Origin of the sequence: uncultured Shewanella sp., assembly GCF_947501665.1 — a bacterium.
GTDB lineage: Bacteria > Pseudomonadota > Gammaproteobacteria > Enterobacterales > Shewanellaceae > Shewanella.
Genome location: NZ_CANMWS010000014.1, coordinates 109,158 through 126,995, shown reverse-complemented (window position 1 = coordinate 126,995; position 17,838 = coordinate 109,158). Strand labels below are relative to the sequence as shown.

The following is a 17,838-nucleotide window of genomic DNA, read 5'->3' as shown; positions in this document are numbered from 1 at the left end:
ACATGTCCTTTTTTGCCTTTCCAAACCCATAAAGCGCTGATTGAGCGACAGCATCAAGATAGCAAGAAATATCAAAAATAGCGATGTGACTTATTCTATTCTTGTTTTATAAACTTGAATAAGGACGAGGTACAATATGTTGAAAAGTATATTAATTACAGGAGCTAATGCAGGGTTGGGGAAAGAATCGGCTAGGCAGTTAGCTTTGCAAGATGGGGTGAGTAAGATTTATTTGGCTTGTCGAAATATTGAGAAGGCTCAGAAGGCTATGGCTGAACTAGAGCAAATAACAGGTAAAGCCATTTTTGAAATTGTTATCATGGACGTTTCAAATATCGATTCTGTCAAAGCCGCTGTGCAGGCCTTACCTGAGCCTGTAGACGGTTTAATCATGAACGCGGGTGGAACGGGCGGAAAGCGTTTTTTTGAAAAGACCCAGCAGGGGGCGACGCAAATCTTTGCCGTGAATGTATTGGGCCATGTGGTATTAGCTCAGGCATTACTAGCGGCAAATAAGCTTAACCAAGTAGCGGTTTATGCTGGTTCTGAGGCGGCAAGAGGGGTGAAAGAAATGGGCATGAAACGCCCTAATTTAAAAACTTCATCTGTAGAAGAGTTTGAGCAGATCGGTAATGGAGCTTTTTTTGGCAAGATAAATGACGCCACTATTCCCTATGGTCCCATTAAATACATGGCAGCTTTGTGGATGTCTTCGATGGCGCGTCAGTATCCTGATGTACGTTTTATTACCATGAGTCCAGGCGCAACAACAGGTACAGAAGGCTTTAATACGCTGACACCGATTAAGCAGTATGCAATGAAAGCCATGATGAAGGTGATGTTAATGCTTGGGAAAGTTCATAAATTGGAAGTGGGCGCTCAGCGTTTTGTCGATGCATTGCAAAATAAGTCGTTTAAAAGTGGGGTGTTTTACGGCAGTCAATCTGGTTTGACGGGGCCTGTGGGTAAGCAAAGTTTACATTTTGCTGATTTAGATAATGTGGCTATTCAAGATAATGCTCAATTGGCCATTCAACGCTTTATTAAATCAACATAACGTTAGTCATTCTGTCTACATTCGCTATAAGGTGAGCTGCCAGTCTGATCAATATCATACTGGCTTTCTTTTTAATGGATCCTCTAAAGTCATGCTCAAGATTAGGGCCTGTTGATCTTTGGTGATGATTTCTGCAGTTGTTTGTGGTTTCTTTATACAAGGCAGAGCTTGTGTGGTGTAGTTATTCTACATAAACAAGTGATAACGCCGTAGAAAGGAGCCACAAACGCTGTCCGTAGGATCCGGCTAAACGTGTTTTACTCTTTGTTGGGAGACATTTGCTTAGATCACTAGGCGTCATCCCTCCCGTCGCGATTAAAACACGTTTATCTCGGACATAATTTAACCACAAAAAATCAACAGGCCCTATGCTTATGAAGTGTCAGTATCACAGTATCTTGACTTTGCTATAACGCAATAGGGGATAACATGAAAGCGTCAGATCTATTAGTGAAAGCCTTAGAAAACGAAGGAGTGGAATATATTTTTGCACTTCCCGGCGAAGAAAATCTAGATGTACTTGAATCGTTGAGAAACTCGTCCATTGAGCTGATATTAACTCGGCATGAGCAAGGCGCGGGCTTCATGGCGGCGACTTATGGTCGGTTAACGGGCAAAGCGGGTGTCTGCATGGCCACATTAGGGCCAGGAGCGACCAATTTAGCCACACCTGCAGCATATGCACATTTAGGCGCCTTTCCTTTAATTATGATAACAGGTCAGAAGCCGATAAAAACATCAAAACAAGGCCAGTTTCAAATTATTGATATTGTTAAACTCTATGAGCCCATCTGCAAGCTTAGCAAACAAATCGTTAATGGTAATACCATCCCATCACTCGTTAGAGAAGCGTTTCGGCGAGCAGAAGAAGAGCGTCCCGGCGCCATTTTGTTAGAGTTACCCGAAGATATTGCTGCTGAAGCAACTAATACTCATGTCATTCAGCCCAGTGTTCGTCAATATGCCGTTGCCGATGATTTTGTGTTAAATGAGGCTGTAAAGAAGATTAAAGCCGCTAAAATGCCATTAATTTTATTGGGGGCGGGTTCTAATAGAAAAACATCATGGAAAGCCTTGGAACATTTTGCCAAAAATACGGGGATTTATTTTTTTAATACTCAAATGGGTAAAGGCGTGGCCGATGAACGTGGTGATTTTTTCATTGGAACAGCGGCCTTGTCTGATAATGATTACTTGCACTATGCAGTTGCCAAAGCCGATCTTGTGATTAATATTGGCCATGATGTGGTGGAAAAACCACCTTTTTTTATGACAAATGATGGCAAAGAGGTTATTCATCTTAATTATAAATCAGCTCAAGTTGACGAAGTGTATTTTCCTCAATTAGAGCTGGTGGGGGATATCAGTCTTACGGTTAAGCAGTTAAGTGCCAAGTTAGCTGGCTGGCAATGTGCGCCTGTGGAGTATTTTAAGCGAGTCAAACAAGAAGTGGAGCGCCATATTACGCAAGGAAGTGAAGATAACGCTTTTCCTATTATTCCTCAGCGTGTCGTTGCCGATACGCGAAAAGTAATGGGGGAGAAGGGCATTATTGCGTTAGATAATGGTATTTATAAAATTTGGTTTGCCCGTAATTACAAAGCCTATTATCCCCATACAGTGTTATTAGATAATGCCTTAGCCACTATGGGGGCGGGGTTATCTTCTGCCATGATGGCCGCTAAGTTAAATCCACATAAGCGAGTACTTGCCATTTGCGGTGACGGGGGATTTATGATGAATTCTCAAGAAATTGAAACGGCACTTCGATTGAAACTCAATCTGGTGGTGATGATATTGAATGACAATGCTTATGGCATGATCCGCTGGAAACAGCAAATTGCAGGGTTTACAGATTGGGGGCTGGAATTTACCGATCCTGATTTTGTGCAATATGCTAAAGCTTATGGGGCTAATGGCCATCTTGTGAGCAGCGCAGAAACACTGGTAAGCACGCTAGATACTGCTTTTGAGCAAGGTGGCGTACACCTTGTAGAAGTGCCTGTGGATTATGCCGCCAATCGCTCAGTGTTGATTGAAGAATTGGCACACAAGGTGAAATTATTATGAACCTTTTTGTGTTGATCACTAGCTATAAAGATGGTTTGTTAGTACGACTAGTGGGCGATGTCAAACCCGAACGTTGCAAGCACAGTTCACCTTGGATGATCATCGCACAAGAAGACAGCACTATGGTGTCGGTCGCGTTATCTATGTACATGGCGGGGAATAGAAAAGCCAATGTGTTTGTGAGCGATGAAACGACTTTTTCATATTGCCGCATTACTCAATATGCGCCTGATGTTATGTAGGGTTGATTAATCAATTTGTGCTAGTTACGCCACATATCAAATGCATTTGATATGTGGCTTGTTTTTTATTGTGTTTATCTTGTCAATTTAGCTCTGGTGCAAGTGACTTTTTATACTGAAATTAGTATGGCTTAGCTTATTGCTATTACACTATTAGCATCGCTTCGTTTTTTAGTCGGTTTTATTATGTCTTGTAAAATGAATTCCCCGCAAGGGAAATGTATTCTAGCCATGGTACGTGAAGGAGACTTTGCCCACCCAGGAGAAGAGCAGGCCATTGTCGATGCAGCTGTTGGTTTACCCAAAAATAAGAGCAGCCATATATTGGATATGGGTTGCGGTCGTGGCGGGACCGCTAATTGGTTTCATACCAATGGCTGGGGCAAGGTCGTGGGGGTGGATATTGATGACACATCCATTGATTACGCTATGCGGCAATATCCCGAAGTGGCATTTTATGCTCAAGATGTATTGTCTTTGTCAAAGCTTAAATTGGCGGATTTTGACTTAATGTATTTGTTTAATGTGTTTTATGCATTAAACCATCAAGCAGAAGTGTTAACAGCTTTAAGAAAGCAATGCCGTACGGGAGGGCATTTGTTGATCTGTGATTACACTCTGAGCGCACACCAAATAAAGCCTAATTGTTTAGGCCTTGAAATTGGTCAACCTATTGCTATGAATACTATAGGGCAATGGCTGTCTGAGGCGCACTGGCAATTAGAAACGTTTGAAGATTGGACGGAAAAATACATTGATGCTTATGTTGCGTTTGTGGCCAAGCTTAAAAGTAAGCAATCTGCCATAGTGCAGTTATTTGATGATGCTTGGTATCAGTATGCGCTAACTTGGTATCAGACGTTATTGCAAGAGTTACAAGCGGGCAATATTGGTGGCGGTAAGTTTATCATTAAGGCGATATAAATTATAAATGTCTAAAGCTATTTTACTCATATTTACTTTTATATAACATATTCTTCTGTTTTTGAATATATTTGGATATATAAGAGTATGAAGTTTACATTATTGTGTTGGGCATCATTATTATTTACTTTACCTGTTGTTGCGGGGGATATCGCTTTTGGCACATTAAAAGGCATTAAAGTTTACGATCAAAGTACGAAGAAAGTCACTGAGTTGCATTTTTCTGATGATGCAGGTTTACAAAAAGTGGAAGGTTGTAATGGTGTAGCGAGAATAACCCATAGTCTGCATTCTGAAGTTTCGGTTAATCAAATGACCAGCTTAGCGATTGCAGCTTATATGTCAGGTAAGAAAGTGCGGGCTAACTCAGCTGGCGATACTTGTGAAATGGATTTTCTAGCGATACAAGAGACGTCTTTTTAATATTGTTGTGAGTTTAGTTTGACTGTCGATGGGATAAAATGAGGCAATAAACGATAATTATTTAGCATGTGTTTATTACACGTTTGTGATTGGATTAAGATTGCACATACTCATTAGTGCTCATTTAAGCTACAATACGCCTTCGACAGTTATTTGCCTTTGTTATGCAGTTTAACGCAACCACAAAATTATAAATAAATTCTTATATAAATCAATGACCATAGAAATAATGAAATCATCGGCTTCGTTGAAAGCGTATAACACCTTTGGTATTGATCATTCGTGTTTGTTTTTACATGAAGCGCGCGATAGAGCAATGTTAATCTCGACTTGCTTAGATTTGTATGCACAAGACTTGCCTATGCTCATTTTAGGGGGCGGCAGCAATATTGTGCTGGTGGACGATTTTCAAGGCCATGTTGTTAAGGTGCTGACTAAAGGCATTACCTTTGCAGAAGATGATGCCTGTTATTATTTGCAAGTCGAAGCGGGTGAGAATTGGCATGAGTTAGTGAGCTTTTGTGTCAAAGAGGGGATTGGCGGTCTGGAGAATTTGGCTTTAATTCCCGGCACTGTCGGCGCGGCACCTATTCAGAATATTGGTGCGTATGGTGTGGAGTTTTGTGAAATCTGTGAATGGGTGGAGTACCTTGATTTATCTTCGGGGGAATTAACACGTTTAGCGGGCTCAGAATGTGAATTTTCTTATCGAGAATCTGTTTTTAAGCATAGGCTTAAAGGGAGAGCAGTGATCACCGCTATTGGGATCAAACTCCCCAAGCAATGGCAGCCGATTTTATCTTATGGACCATTAAGTATTTTAGATAAAGGCGCACTTGAGCCTAAGCATATTTTTGATTATGTTTGCCAGTTACGGCGTGAGAAATTGCCCGATCCGTTAGTGTTAGGCAATGCGGGAAGTTTTTTTAAAAACCCCGTGGTGCCCGTGGCGACCTTTGAGCGTTTGCAGGATCATTATCCGGATATTGTGGCATTTCAAATGGGTGAGCAAAGCATGAAATTAGCGGCGGCTTGGTTAATTGATAAGGCTGGTTTAAAAGGAATGCGCTTTAGTGACGCTAGTGTACATGAACAGCAAGCACTCGTTTTAGTTAACAATGGCACGGCCACAGGTCATGATGTGTGTCAGTTAGCAGAACTTATTATTGAACGGATTATGCAGTTATTTGGGATCAAACTTGAGGCTGAACCTCGGCTCATTGGCGCGACGGGTGAAATCAATTAAAGGAAAAATAACATGACCGATCATTGGGCGAGAAAGCGACAAATATTACAGGCATTAGCCAATGAGCAATTTGTATCGGGTGAAACACTGGCACAGCTTTTAGGTGTGTCTCGTACAGCTATTGCAAATCATATTAGTGCATTAGAAGAATATGGCGTGGATATTTATAGTGTGAAAGGGAAAGGCTATAAATTGGTCAATCCTGTGTCGTTAGTTGATGAAGAAAAGCTAACGTCAGCGACACAACAGCGCTGTTTTTATTTTAATGAATTAGCCAGTACCAATGCATTTTTGTTAAAGCATATTGATGAACTCAAATCTGGTGATATTTGTGTGTCCGAATATCAGTCGGCAGGTCGAGGTCGACGAGGCCGTACTTGGCTGTCGCCTTATGGTTGCCATTTATATACTTCCATGTTTTGGTCTTTTCCTCAGGGAATGTCGCAAGCTATGGGGCTGAGTCTAGTGGTGGCTTGCTCGTTAGTGAATGTGCTTGAAGCATTCGGTGTGAGTGGTTTAGGAGTGAAATGGCCCAATGATATTTATTTAAATCATAAGAAGCTTGCGGGTGTGTTGGTTGAAATGAGTGGCCAAACAGATAGTGAATGTAATGTGGTCATTGGTATTGGCATCAATATGGCTATGCCCAGTGCGCAAGGTGATACGATTGATCAGCCTTGGAGTGATTTATCTGAGTTACAGAGTAAACCCAGTAAAACAGATTTAGTGATCGCGCTGCAAAAACAATTACAAATGGACTTACACTTGTTTGAAGAACAAGGATTGGCAGCCTTTATGTCACGTTGGCAAAAAGCGGATTTATTTCTTAATCAAGCCGTTACCTTGTCGATGGCCAATAATGAAGTGATGGGCATTTGTAAAGGTATTGATGAGAAGGGCGCCATTTTGTTGGAAACTCGGGAAGGTGTCACAGCTTATGTTGGCGGAGAAATTAGCCTGCGTAATGCAAGCTAGCAATCATTGAGCTAATGCTATTTTATCAAGAGGGCGGCTTCATTAAGGGGCGCCCTTTTTTGTTGAGTGGCTGCTTTTGTAAAATCAGTTGTTCGATTACCTGAATTATTTTCTCAGTAAGACTTGATCCATTAAATGATCCGCGCCTTTTTGTAAAATCAGATGGGCTCGCTCTCGTGTGGGCTCGATGTTTAGTTGTAAATTAGGACCATTAATACTGTCCCAAATATTCGTCGCGATTTGCACTGACTCGTCATCATTGAGTTTAGAGTAATGGTGGAAGTAAGACTTAGGGTTAGCAAACGCACCTTGTCTGAACTGTAAGAAGCGCTCGACATACCATTGTTTCAGCAACGACTGACAAGCATCGACATAAATAGAGAAATCAACAAAGTCTGATAAAAAAGGGCGTTTGGTATCAAAAGGTGAGTCTTGTCCTGTTTGCAATACATTGAGTCCTTCAATAATCAAAATATCGGGTTGGTTAATAATTTGATTTTTCTTGGGGATCCTATCGTATTTAATATGTGAATATAATGGTGCTTTTACTGAAGCGTCACCTGATTTTATTTTGGTGATAAAATCAATCAGTAGTTTCATATCATAGCTTTCAGGAAAGCCTTTTCGCTGTAATAAGCCTCTTCTTTTCAGCTCAGATAGCGGATATAAAAAGCCATCGGTAGTGATTAAATCTACTTGCGGGTGTTCAGGCCATTGCTGTAATAAGGCTTGTAATATTCTTGCCGTGGTACTTTTTCCGACAGCCACACTGCCTGCGATACTGATAATATAAGGCCGTTTAGGTGGTGTGTGCCCTAAAAACTGATTCAGTGTGAGTCCACGTTGCTGTTTGGCGCCGACAATCAAATTTAATAATCGACTGACTGGCAAATAGATATCAGTGACTTCGGTGAGAGACAGTTTTTCATTGATCCCGCGCAAATTTGCCAGATCAGTTTCATTCAATGTTAAGGGGACTGAATTACGAAGTTCTGCCCATTGGGCCCTTTGAAAAGCAAGGTAAAGCGCATTGTGAAATTGATTTGCCGATGTCATAGCTTTGTTCTCCTTAAGGGCTGAACAGTACACTATGATTTTATGAGGAACAAGAATAAAGAAGCTCGATAAGACTGTATGCTGTTTTTGTCGGTATTGATGGTATCTTTTTTAAGCTGAAAAAGCTTATTTGGAACAAAAAAACATCGATTAACACTTTTTTTTAATAAAAATACAATTTACCTATTGCACTTATGCTCAGACTTCCATAATATCCGCTACCGAAATGACACGCCGGCATAGCTCAGTTGGTAGAGCAACTGACTTGTAATCAGTAGGTCCCGAGTTCGACTCTTGGTGCCGGCACCACATTTCATCGGAGGGGTTCCCGAGTGGCCAAAGGGATCAGACTGTAAATCTGACGGCTCAGCCTTCGAAGGTTCGAATCCTTCTCCCTCCACCATTTTTTAAATGGGTAGTTAGGTAACCTAAAGTAGGTTGCGCGGATGTCGTATAATGGTATTACTCCAGCCTTCCAAGCTGATAACGCGGGTTCGATTCCCGCCATCCGCTCCAATTCTGATTTGTGCTCAATCTGTCGAGCACGCCCTGTGTAAAGGGCGAGGTCCTCAGTTTTATGCCTGTCAGCTTCAACACTTCTTTATTTCACTCCTAATTATTCAAAACCGACTGATTCGATGACATTTAATGCATCGGATTTTTTATCATATTTGCAGTTTCATCACCAAGTATTTTGGATTGGGGCAATACCATGGCTAAAGAAAAATTCGAACGTAGTAAACCTCACGTAAACGTAGGTACAATTGGTCACGTTGACCATGGTAAAACTACACTAACTGCTGCTATCTCTGCAGTATTAACCAAAACTTACGGTGGTGAAGTTAAAGATTTCGCACAAATCGATAACGCTCCAGAAGAGCGTGAGCGTGGTATTACCATTAATACTTCTCACATCGAATATGACACACCAACTCGTCACTATGCGCACGTCGATTGCCCAGGTCACGCGGATTATGTTAAAAACATGATTACTGGTGCTGCTCAAATGGACGGTGCAATCTTAGTTGTTGCTTCTACAGACGGCCCAATGCCACAAACGCGTGAGCACATCCTGCTTTCTCGTCAGGTTGGTGTTCCTTTCATCATCGTATTCATGAACAAATGTGACATGGTTGATGACGAAGAGCTACTTGAGCTTGTAGAAATGGAAGTACGTGAACTACTTTCTGAATATGAATTCCCTGGTGATGACTTACCCGTTATCCAAGGCAGTGCACTTAAAGCCCTTGAAGGCGAAGCTGAGTGGGAAGCGAAAATTCTTGAGCTTGCAGAAGCCCTAGATACTTATATCCCAGAGCCAGAGCGTGCGATTGACGGTGCATTCATTCTTCCAATCGAAGATGTGTTCTCAATTTCAGGTCGTGGTACAGTTGTTACTGGTCGTGTAGAGCGCGGTATCATCAAAGTGGGTGAAGAAGTTGAAATCGTTGGTATCAAAGATACGACGAAGACAACTTGTACAGGTGTTGAAATGTTCCGTAAGCTGCTTGACGAAGGTCGTGCAGGTGAGAACTGTGGTGTACTACTACGTGGTACTAAGCGTGATGAAGTAGAGCGTGGTCAAGTATTGGCAGCGCCTGGTTCAATCAACCCACACACAACTTTTGAATCAGAAGTTTATGTACTTTCAAAAGAAGAAGGTGGACGTCACACTCCATTCTTCAAAGGCTACCGTCCACAGTTCTACTTCCGTACAACTGACGTAACAGGTACAATTGAGCTACCTGAAGGCGTAGAAATGGTAATGCCAGGTGACAACATCAAGATGGTTGTGACGCTAATCTGCCCAATCGCGATGGACGAAGGTTTACGCTTCGCAATCCGTGAAGGTGGCCGTACAGTAGGTGCGGGTGTTGTAGCTAAGATTGTTGCTTAATAGCGACTCATTTTACGCAACATAAAAAAAGGCAGCTTAGGCTGCCTTTTTTTGGTTATTGTGGCTTTAATGGTGTCATTTTGATTTGTATTCTTGCCAAAGTAGTGGAATAAGAATACAATCTATGGCCGATTTTAGACCCTCTGAATTTATACTATCTCTGTATAGTGGAATGTCAGTTCGGATTTTATGGGCTGACTGAAAAATTTCACTGAGTAAAGTCTTAAATTTTTTGTCAGCAGGACTTTATTTATAGTTCGTAGTGAGTAACGGAATTAACCGATGACAACAAATACTGAAAACCAGAGCAATTCTCTGGATATTCTTAAGTGGGGCATAGTTATTGTGCTATTAGCCGCCGCTATTGTAGGCAATCAAATGTTTGATCAAGCAAGTGTCGTGGTACGCGCACTCGGCGTTATCGTTACATTTGCCGTTGCAGGTTTTATTGCGCTACAAACAGTGAAAGGTAAACAGGCTCTTTCTTTTGCACGTGAGTCGCAAATCGAAGTCCGTAAAGTTATTTGGCCTACGCGTCAAGAAGCACTGAACACGACGTTTATCGTGTTAGCTGCAACAGGTATTTTGGCGTTAATCCTTTGGGGTATGGACGCAGTATTACTTAAAATTGTTAATTTTATTACAGGCGTATAGGCATCTCGAATGACTGAAGCTAAAAAAAGATGGTATGTGGTTCAAGCATTTTCTGGCTATGAAGGCAGAGTGTGTAAATCGTTGAATGAGTACATTAAGATGCATTCAATGGAGCACTATTTTGGTGAGGTATTGGTCCCTACTGAAGAAGTGGTTGAAATGCGTGCGGGTCAGCGTCGCAAGAGTGAGCGTAAGTTTTTCCCAGGCTATGTATTAGTCCAAATGGTGATGAACGATGAAAGCTGGCATTTAGTGAAAAGTATTCCGCGTGTAATGGGCTTTATTGGTGGCACTTCAGACAGGCCTGCTCCTATTTCAGATAGAGAAGCGGATGCCATTCTACAGCGTCTTCAAGAAACGACCGAATCGCCAACACACCGCATTATGTTTGAAGCGGGTGAAATTGTCCGTGTAATTGACGGACCTTTCGCTGACTTTAACGGTACGGTTGAAGAAGTCGATTACGAGAAGAATCGCGTGAAAGTGTCGGTCATGATCTTTGGTCGTTCTACACCGGTTGAACTTGATTTCGCTCAAATTGAAAAAAGCTGATTAAATAAAACGCAAAATGATTTGGAAAAGGTGGCGAATTTATATATAATTCGCCACCATTATTTTCGGGGAGCTTATCGGCGTTGGGCTGATGGCGTTTGAACCCAAACTTGAGGAAATGTCTCATGGCAAAGAAAGTTGATGGTTACATCAAATTGCAAGTTGCAGCCGGCGCTGCGAATCCGTCGCCACCAGTAGGTCCAGCTTTGGGTCAAAAAGGTGTCAACATCATGGAATTCTGTAAAGCATTCAATGCGCGTACTGAAAAGTTCGACAAAGGTATGCCAATTCCTGTTGTGATCACCGTTTATACTGATCGCTCTTTCACTTTTGAAACTAAGACGCCTCCAGCTTCTTTTTTGTTGCTAAAAGCAGCAGGCCTGAAATCAGGTTCTGGTCGTCCTAACACTGAAAAAGTGGGTACTATCAAGCGCAGCGCTGTTCAGGAAATTGCTGAAACTAAAGCGACTGATATGACTGGTGCTGATATTGAAGCGATGACTCGCTCAATTGAAGGTACTGCGCGTTCAATGGGTTTGGTAGTAGAGGATTAATATCATGGCAAAGCTAACTAAACGCGCACGTCTTATTCGCGAAAAAGTAGAAGTCACTAAAAGTTACGACATCAATGAAGCGGTTGCATTGCTAAAAGAATTAGCTACTGCAAAGTTTGTTGAAAGTGTTGATGTTGCGGTTAACCTAGGTGTTGACCCACGTAAATCTGATCAAAACGTTCGTGGTGCAACTGTATTGCCACACGGTACAGGTCGTGAAGTACGTGTTGCTGTATTCACTCAAGGTGCTAACGCTGAAGCAGCAACAGCTGCTGGCGCAGAGCTAGTGGGTATGGATGAGCTTGCTGCACAAGTTAAAGCGGGTGAAATGAACTTCGACGTAGTGATTGCTTCTCCAGATGCAATGCGCGTTGTTGGTCAATTAGGCCAAATCTTAGGCCCACGTGGCTTGATGCCTAACCCTAAAACAGGCACTGTAACACCTAATGTTGCAGAAGCTGTTAAGAACGCAAAAGCGGGTCAAATCCGTTACCGTAACGATAAGAACGGTATCATCCACACAACTATCGGTAAAGTGGATTTTGAACCCGTTCAACTTAAGGAAAACTTAGAAGCCCTACTTGGTGCATTGAAAAAAGCCAAGCCAGCGGTTGCTAAAGGTGTTTACCTTAAGAAAGTTAGCATCTCAACGACCATGGGCGCCGGTGTTACCGTTGACCAAGGTACGTTAGCTGACGTTAAGTAAATTTACAAGCTGTGCGTATTAGTCTATAATGCGCGCACTTTGTAGGGTTGAGGTCAATAAGTTGCTTTTTGCACTTATTTTGATCTCCGTCCAAGACCGTAGGTGTTAGCTGTAAAGTGTAACTTAATTTCCTACGTAGACGGTGTCGGACCCCAGATAGATTTTGTTCTTCTGGATATTCGCGCCGTAAGTCATTCGCTGTCATTTGATAGCGAATATGGTAATTACTAGGGGTTTCCCTAGATAGAATCCAGGAGTAAAGCCAATGGCATTAAGACTCGAAGACAAACAGGCGATTGTTGCTGAAGTCAACGAAGTTGCCAAAGGTGCTTTATCTGCAGTTGTTGCCGATTCACGTGGTGTAACTGTGGGTGCTATGACCGGTTTACGTAAAGCCGCTCGTGAGAACGGAGTATTCGTTAAAGTTGTACGTAATACTTTGGCTCGTCGTGCGCTTCAAGGTACTGATTTTGAGTGCCTTAACGAAACGTTCTCAGGTCCTACTCTTATCGCTTTCTCTAACGAGCACCCAGGTGCCGCAGCACGTCTTTTAAAAGACTTTGCTAAAGAGCAAGAGCTATTTGAAGTAAAAGCAGCAGCCTTTGAAGGGGAATTAATCCCTGCAACGAATATTGATCGTTTAGCGAAACTACCAACTTACGAAGAAGCACTAGCTCAGTTAATGATGACTCTAAAAGAAGCGTCTGCTGGCAAGTTTGTACGTACTTTGGCCGCCCTTCGCGATCAAAAAGAAGAAGCAGCTTAATTTTATTAGCCGCTTAATTGAATTGAATTCAGAACATTTAGGAATTTTTTGTTATGTCTATCACTAAAGACCAAATCTTAGAAGCTTTTGCAGAAATGTCTGTAATGGAAGTTGTTGAACTAATCGAAGCAATGGAAGAGAAGTTCGGCGTATCTGCCGCTGCTGCTGTTGTTTCTGGTGGTGGCGAAGCCGCTGCTGCTGAAGAGCAAACAGAATTCGACGTGATCCTTACTTCACACGGCGACAACAAAGTTGCAGTGATTAAAGCACTTCGTGGCGCGACAGGTCTTGGCCTGAAAGAAGCTAAAGGTATGGCTGAATCAGCGCCTGTAGCTGTTAAAGAAGCGATCACTAAAGAAGAAGCTGAAGCGCTTAAGACTGATCTAGAAGCAGCTGGTGCTGCAGTAGAGATTAAGTAAGTTATAATATAACTTGCTAAGCCCGAGTCAATCGGGTGAAGGCTGACGGTTTTTTAGACTGTCGGCCTTTTTTGCGCTGTAGGCGCAGGCGATTTTTTATTCACCGTTTATCGCCAGATGTTGCAGTTCCTAGCAGAGATTACTGGTTAGGTTCTTGCTTTCAACGGTGATGGGCAAACGTTGCTACGTTAGCATTGTACAGACAATGTTTAATGTAGTCTTGGTCACATTCCGCAATCAGAGGAAACCCATGGTTTACTCCTATTCTGAAAAGAAGCGTATTCGCAAAGACTTCGGTAAGAGTCCAAAAGTACTGGACATTCCTTACCTTTTGTCAATTCAGTTGGACTCATTTAAAAAGTTCACCGATCAAGATCCTACTGGGGAGCGCGGTTTTGAAGCGGCTTTCCGTAGCGTTTTTCCCATCAAAAGCTTCTCTGGTAATTCAGAGCTGCAATATGTCAGCTATAAGCTAGGCGAGCCTGTTTTTGATGTGAAAGAATGTCAAATCCGTGGTATCACATACTCTGCACCGCTACGTGTTAAATTACGCATGGTGTTGTATGACCGTGAAGCGGCACCAGGCACAGTTAAAGATATTAAAGAACAAGAAGTTTATATGGGGGATATCCCTCTTATGACTGACAACGGTACTTTTGTTATCAATGGTACTGAGCGTGTTATTGTCTCTCAGCTACATCGTAGCCCAGGAGTATTTTTCGATCATGATCGTGGTAAAACACATTCATCAGGTAAGGTACTGTATAACGCACGTATTATTCCTTACCGTGGTTCATGGTTGGATTTTGAATTTGATCCAAAAGATGCATTGTTTGTTCGTATTGACCGTCGTCGTAAATTGGCTGCGTCAATCATTCTGCGTGCATTGGATTATTCAACGCAAGATATTTTAGACATCTTCTTCACCCGTGTTAATTTCAAAGTTAAGAAAGACACTTTGGTGATGGATCTTGTTGCCGAGCGCCTGCGCGGTGAGACAGCAAGTTATGATATTAAAGATTCTGAAGGAACTGTTTTAGTTGAGAAAGGACGTCGGGTTACGGCGCGCCATATTCGTCAATTAGAAAAAACAAATACCACAGAACTTGAAGTCCCCGTTGAATACATTGTGGGTAAAATTTCTGGTCAGGATTACATTGATCCTGATACCGGTGAAGTGATTGTTTCTGCCAATGCTGAAATTGGTTTAGAAGATCTTGCTAAGCTTTCTTTGGCTGGTATTAAAGAAGTGAGCACACTGTATATCAATGAACTTGATAACGGTGCTTACATGTCTGATACGCTACGTATCGATTCAACCACTAACCGCTTAGAAGCTTTGGTTGAAATCTATCGTATGATGCGTCCTGGCGAGCCACCAACCAAAGATGCCGCTGAAGCGTTATTTAATAACCTTTTCTTCAGTGAAGAGCGTTATGACTTATCGAAAGTCGGTCGTATGAAATTCAACCGTCGTCTGAGTATTGAAGACGATGAAGGTGAAGGTATCCTTAGTAAAGAAGATATCGTTGCTGTGATGAAGAACATCATTAAGATCCGTAACGGTAATGATGAAGTTGATGATATCGATCACTTAGGTAACCGTCGTATTCGTAGCGTTGGTGAAATGGCTGAAAACCAATTCCGTGTCGGTCTTGTTCGTGTTGAACGTGCCGTCCGTGAACGTTTGAGCCTTGGCGATCTCAATGAGCTTATGCCTCAAGACTTGATCAATGCTAAGCCGATTTCTGCTGCAGTGAAAGAATTTTTCGGTTCTTCTCAACTGTCTCAGTTTATGGATCAAAACAACCCGCTATCAGAAGTGACGCATAAGCGCCGTATTTCTGCATTAGGCCCAGGTGGTTTGACTCGTGAGCGTGCAGGCTTTGAAGTGCGAGATGTACATCCGACTCACTATGGTCGTCTATGTCCAATTGAAACGCCAGAAGGACCAAACATTGGTCTGATTAACTCCCTTGCGAGTTTTGCGCGTACCAACTCATATGGCTTCCTAGAAACGCCTTATCGTAAAGTGGTTGAGGGCGTGATCACTGATGAAGTGGACTACTTATCAGCGATTGAAGAAGGGCGTTATGTTATTGCACAGGCGAACATTGAGCTTGATGCCAATGGTCGTATGTTAGAAGAGCAAATTGCTTGTCGTCACAAAGGTGAAGCCACCTTTATGCGTGCAAGCGATGTGCAATATATGGATATTTCACCACAGCAAATTATTTCTGTGGCGGCGTCATTAATCCCATTCCTTGAACACGATGATGCTAACCGTGCCTTGATGGGCGCGAACATGCAACGTCAAGCCGTTCCTACACTCAAAGCGGATAAGCCGCTAGTCGGTACGGGTATTGAGCGTACATTAGCGGTCGATTCAGGCGTGGTTGTTGCCGCTAAGCGTGGTGGTTTTGTTGAGTACGTTGATGCGAGTCGTATCGTTGTTAAAGTGAACGAAGCTGAGCTGACCCCAGGTGAAGCCGGTATCGATATCTATAACTTGACTAAGTACACCCGTTCTAACCAAAACACCTGTATCAACCAACGTCCGTGTTGTAGTGTTGGTGAGCCAGTGGTTCGCGGTGATGTATTAGCCGATGGTCCTTCAACGGATTTAGGTGATTTAGCGCTGGGTCAAAACATGCGTATCGCCTTCATGCCTTGGAATGGTTATAACTTCGAGGATTCGATCTTAATTTCTGAGCGTGTTGCGCAAGAAGATCGTTTCACCACTATCCACATTCAAGAGCTTTCTTGTGTGGCGCGTGATACCAAATTAGGTAGCGAAGAAATTACGGCTGATATTCCAAATGTGGGTGAATCTGCTCTGTCTAAATTAGACGAGTCAGGTATCGTTTACATTGGTGCCGAAGTGAAAGGTGGCGACATTCTAGTTGGTAAAGTGACACCTAAAGGTGAAACACAGCTAACACCAGAAGAAAAGCTTTTACGTGCTATTTTCGGTGAGAAAGCCTCTGACGTTAAAGACAGTTCATTACGCGTACCTAATTCAGTGAAGGGTACTATCATCGACGTACAGGTATTTACCCGTGACGGCGTTGAGAAAGATAAACGTGCTGTTGAAATCGAAGAGATGCATATCGCGCAAGCGAGAAAAGATCTAACCGAAGAATTCCAAATTTTGGAAGAAGGCGTATACGGCCGTGCGCGTAATTTATTAGCGAGCACTGGCTTAAGCGACGTTCAAATTGCCACTATTCCACGTTCACAGTTATTGCTACAAAACATCGATGATGAAGCGAAGCAAACTGAGCTTGAGCAACTTAGCGAGCAACATGCAGAGCTAAAAGCTGACTTTGATAAGAAGTTTGAAGTTAAGCGTCGTAAGATCACTCAAGGTGATGACTTAGCACCAGGTGTATTGAAAACCGTTAAGGTTTACTTAGCCGTTAAACGTACGATCCAACCAGGTGATAAAATGGCGGGACGTCACGGTAACAAAGGTGTGATCTCTAAGATCTGCCCTGTTGAAGACATGCCTTACGATGAAAATGGCGATCCCGTTGATATCGTGTTGAACCCATTGGGTGTACCATCACGTATGAACATCGGTCAGGTACTTGAAGTGCATTTAGGTGCAGCTGCAAAAGGCATTGGTAATCGTATTACCAGTATGCTTGAAGAACAGCGTGAGTTAGCCGAATTACGTAATTACATCAAAGAAGTCTACGAGTTAGGTGATGATGTACTTCAACGTGTTGACATCGACTCTTTCACTGATGATGAAGTCATTCGTCTTGCTAAGAACCTAAAAGGTGGTATTCCAGTTGCCACGCCAGCATTTGATGGCGCGAAAGAAAAAGAGATCAAGCAGATGCTGACTCTTGCTGGATTGCCTGAGTCTGGACAGCGTAAGTTGTTTGATGGCCGTACTGGTAATGAGTTTGAGCGTCAAGTAACTGTAGGTTACATGTACATGCTGAAACTTAACCACTTGGTTGATGACAAGATGCATGCGCGTTCAACTGGTTCTTACAGTCTTGTGACTCAACAACCACTCGGCGGTAAAGCCCAGTTTGGTGGTCAGCGTTTCGGTGAGATGGAAGTATGGGCACTAGAAGCATACGGTGCCGCTTACACGCTTCAAGAAATGCTAACGGTTAAGTCAGATGATGTAAATGGTCGTACACAGATGTATAAGAACATCGTTGACGGTAACCATCAGATGAATCCAGGTATGCCAGAGTCCTTCAATGTATTGTTGAAGGAGATCCGCTCACTCGGTATTAATATCGAGTTGGATCAAGACTAAAACTAGATTAATCCT

Annotated in this window: 16 protein-coding genes and 3 tRNA genes; 18 read left to right on the top strand and 1 reads right to left on the bottom strand. The window is 42.6% G+C overall.

Going from position 1 to position 17,838, the window contains the following annotated elements:
• Positions 1-136 precede the first annotated feature (136 nt).
• The 7 genes from Q0976_RS12605 to birA all read left to right on the top strand — a co-directional run bounded on the left by Q0976_RS12605 (position 137) and on the right by birA (position 6,937).
• A complete protein-coding gene (locus Q0976_RS12605) occupies positions 137-1,057 on the top strand; it encodes an SDR family NAD(P)-dependent oxidoreductase (protein WP_299494167.1) in 921 nt (306 codons plus the stop codon).
• Positions 1,058-1,486: 429 nt separating this feature from the next.
• Complete coding sequence (locus tag Q0976_RS12600; RefSeq protein WP_299494166.1) at positions 1,487-3,127, top strand: acetolactate synthase large subunit; 1,641 nt, start codon at positions 1,487-1,489, stop codon at positions 3,125-3,127.
• Positions 3,124-3,369, top strand: a complete 246-nt coding sequence (locus tag Q0976_RS12595) for a hypothetical protein (protein WP_299494165.1) — start codon at positions 3,124-3,126, stop codon at positions 3,367-3,369. The genes Q0976_RS12600 and Q0976_RS12595 overlap by 4 nt, the downstream gene beginning before the upstream one ends.
• A gap of 198 nt (positions 3,370-3,567) precedes the next feature.
• On the top strand, positions 3,568-4,293 hold the full coding sequence (locus Q0976_RS12590) for a methyltransferase domain-containing protein (protein WP_299494164.1): 726 nt from the start codon (positions 3,568-3,570) through the stop codon (positions 4,291-4,293).
• A gap of 87 nt (positions 4,294-4,380) precedes the next feature.
• A complete protein-coding gene (locus Q0976_RS12585) occupies positions 4,381-4,716 on the top strand; it encodes a hypothetical protein (RefSeq protein ID WP_299494163.1) in 336 nt (111 codons plus the stop codon).
• Positions 4,717-4,945: 229 nt separating this feature from the next.
• Positions 4,946-5,962 (top strand): UDP-N-acetylmuramate dehydrogenase, encoded by a 1,017-nt coding sequence (murB, locus tag Q0976_RS12580; RefSeq protein WP_299494162.1) that lies wholly within the window; start codon positions 4,946-4,948, stop codon positions 5,960-5,962.
• A gap of 12 nt (positions 5,963-5,974) precedes the next feature.
• Positions 5,975-6,937: a bifunctional biotin--[acetyl-CoA-carboxylase] ligase/biotin operon repressor BirA gene (birA, locus tag Q0976_RS12575; protein WP_299494161.1), complete on the top strand. Its 963-nt coding sequence runs from the start codon at positions 5,975-5,977 to the stop codon at positions 6,935-6,937.
• 105 nt (positions 6,938-7,042) lie between these two features.
• Here birA and coaA read toward each other — a convergent pair whose 3' ends face one another.
• Entirely contained in the window at positions 7,043-7,993 is a 951-nt protein-coding gene (coaA, locus tag Q0976_RS12570; protein WP_299494160.1) for a type I pantothenate kinase, read from the bottom strand.
• 233 nt (positions 7,994-8,226) lie between these two features.
• Here coaA and Q0976_RS12565 point away from each other — a divergent pair.
• The 11 genes from Q0976_RS12565 to rpoB all read left to right on the top strand — a co-directional run bounded on the left by Q0976_RS12565 (position 8,227) and on the right by rpoB (position 17,823).
• A tRNA-Thr gene (locus tag Q0976_RS12565) sits at positions 8,227-8,302 on the top strand.
• A 9-nt stretch (positions 8,303-8,311) separates the two neighbouring features.
• Positions 8,312-8,396 (top strand) — tRNA-Tyr (locus Q0976_RS12560).
• Positions 8,397-8,435: 39 nt separating this feature from the next.
• Positions 8,436-8,509 (top strand) — tRNA-Gly (locus Q0976_RS12555).
• A 196-nt stretch (positions 8,510-8,705) separates the two neighbouring features.
• Positions 8,706-9,890: an elongation factor Tu gene (gene tuf, locus Q0976_RS12550; protein ID WP_299494159.1), complete on the top strand. Its 1,185-nt coding sequence runs from the start codon at positions 8,706-8,708 to the stop codon at positions 9,888-9,890.
• 282 nt (positions 9,891-10,172) lie between these two features.
• Positions 10,173-10,544: a preprotein translocase subunit SecE gene (secE, locus tag Q0976_RS12545; protein ID WP_299494158.1), complete on the top strand. Its 372-nt coding sequence runs from the start codon at positions 10,173-10,175 to the stop codon at positions 10,542-10,544.
• Between the two features lie 9 nt (positions 10,545-10,553).
• The gene (gene nusG, locus Q0976_RS12540; RefSeq protein WP_298773426.1) at positions 10,554-11,096 is read left to right on the top strand and encodes a transcription termination/antitermination protein NusG; all 543 of its coding nucleotides are present in this window, start codon (positions 10,554-10,556) and stop codon (positions 11,094-11,096) included.
• Between the two features lie 125 nt (positions 11,097-11,221).
• The gene (gene rplK, locus Q0976_RS12535; RefSeq protein WP_126508279.1) at positions 11,222-11,650 is read left to right on the top strand and encodes a 50S ribosomal protein L11; all 429 of its coding nucleotides are present in this window, start codon (positions 11,222-11,224) and stop codon (positions 11,648-11,650) included.
• Between the two features lie 4 nt (positions 11,651-11,654).
• Positions 11,655-12,356, top strand: a complete 702-nt coding sequence (gene rplA, locus Q0976_RS12530) for a 50S ribosomal protein L1 (protein ID WP_299494157.1) — start codon at positions 11,655-11,657, stop codon at positions 12,354-12,356.
• A gap of 265 nt (positions 12,357-12,621) precedes the next feature.
• The gene (gene rplJ / locus Q0976_RS12525) at positions 12,622-13,122 is read left to right on the top strand and encodes a 50S ribosomal protein L10 (protein ID WP_299494156.1); all 501 of its coding nucleotides are present in this window, start codon (positions 12,622-12,624) and stop codon (positions 13,120-13,122) included.
• Positions 13,123-13,175: 53 nt separating this feature from the next.
• Complete coding sequence (gene rplL / locus Q0976_RS12520; RefSeq protein WP_299011130.1) at positions 13,176-13,541, top strand: 50S ribosomal protein L7/L12; 366 nt, start codon at positions 13,176-13,178, stop codon at positions 13,539-13,541.
• A 250-nt stretch (positions 13,542-13,791) separates the two neighbouring features.
• Positions 13,792-17,823 carry a DNA-directed RNA polymerase subunit beta gene (rpoB, locus tag Q0976_RS12515; RefSeq protein WP_299494155.1) on the top strand — a complete coding sequence of 1,344 codons (4,032 nt, stop codon included), beginning with the start codon at positions 13,792-13,794 and terminating at the stop codon, positions 17,821-17,823.
• Positions 17,824-17,838 lie beyond the last annotated feature (15 nt).

Excerpts from the sequence above, each read along its gene's own strand:
- murB (WP_299494162.1), top strand. The coding sequence starts at position 4,946 with ATGAAATCATCGGCTTCGTTGAAAGCGTATAACACCTTTGGTATTGAT.
- tuf (WP_299494159.1), top strand. The coding sequence starts at position 8,706 with ATGGCTAAAGAAAAATTCGAACGTAGTAAACCTCACGTAAACGTAGGT.
- Q0976_RS12585 (WP_299494163.1), top strand. The coding sequence starts at position 4,381 with ATGAAGTTTACATTATTGTGTTGGGCATCATTATTATTTACTTTACCT.
- rplK (WP_126508279.1), top strand. The coding sequence starts at position 11,222 with ATGGCAAAGAAAGTTGATGGTTACATCAAATTGCAAGTTGCAGCCGGC.
- rplA (WP_299494157.1), top strand. The coding sequence starts at position 11,655 with ATGGCAAAGCTAACTAAACGCGCACGTCTTATTCGCGAAAAAGTAGAA.
- rpoB (WP_299494155.1), top strand. The coding sequence starts at position 13,792 with ATGGTTTACTCCTATTCTGAAAAGAAGCGTATTCGCAAAGACTTCGGT.
- rplJ (WP_299494156.1), top strand. The coding sequence starts at position 12,622 with ATGGCATTAAGACTCGAAGACAAACAGGCGATTGTTGCTGAAGTCAAC.
- birA (WP_299494161.1), top strand. The coding sequence starts at position 5,975 with ATGACCGATCATTGGGCGAGAAAGCGACAAATATTACAGGCATTAGCC.
- Q0976_RS12605 (WP_299494167.1), top strand. The coding sequence starts at position 137 with ATGTTGAAAAGTATATTAATTACAGGAGCTAATGCAGGGTTGGGGAAA.
- Q0976_RS12600 (WP_299494166.1), top strand. The coding sequence starts at position 1,487 with ATGAAAGCGTCAGATCTATTAGTGAAAGCCTTAGAAAACGAAGGAGTG.
- Q0976_RS12595 (WP_299494165.1), top strand. The coding sequence starts at position 3,124 with ATGAACCTTTTTGTGTTGATCACTAGCTATAAAGATGGTTTGTTAGTA.
- nusG (WP_298773426.1), top strand. The coding sequence starts at position 10,554 with ATGACTGAAGCTAAAAAAAGATGGTATGTGGTTCAAGCATTTTCTGGC.
- Q0976_RS12590 (WP_299494164.1), top strand. The coding sequence starts at position 3,568 with ATGAATTCCCCGCAAGGGAAATGTATTCTAGCCATGGTACGTGAAGGA.
- coaA (WP_299494160.1), bottom strand. The coding sequence starts at position 7,993 with ATGACATCGGCAAATCAATTTCACAATGCGCTTTACCTTGCTTTTCAA.
- rplL (WP_299011130.1), top strand. The coding sequence starts at position 13,176 with ATGTCTATCACTAAAGACCAAATCTTAGAAGCTTTTGCAGAAATGTCT.
- secE (WP_299494158.1), top strand. The coding sequence starts at position 10,173 with ATGACAACAAATACTGAAAACCAGAGCAATTCTCTGGATATTCTTAAG.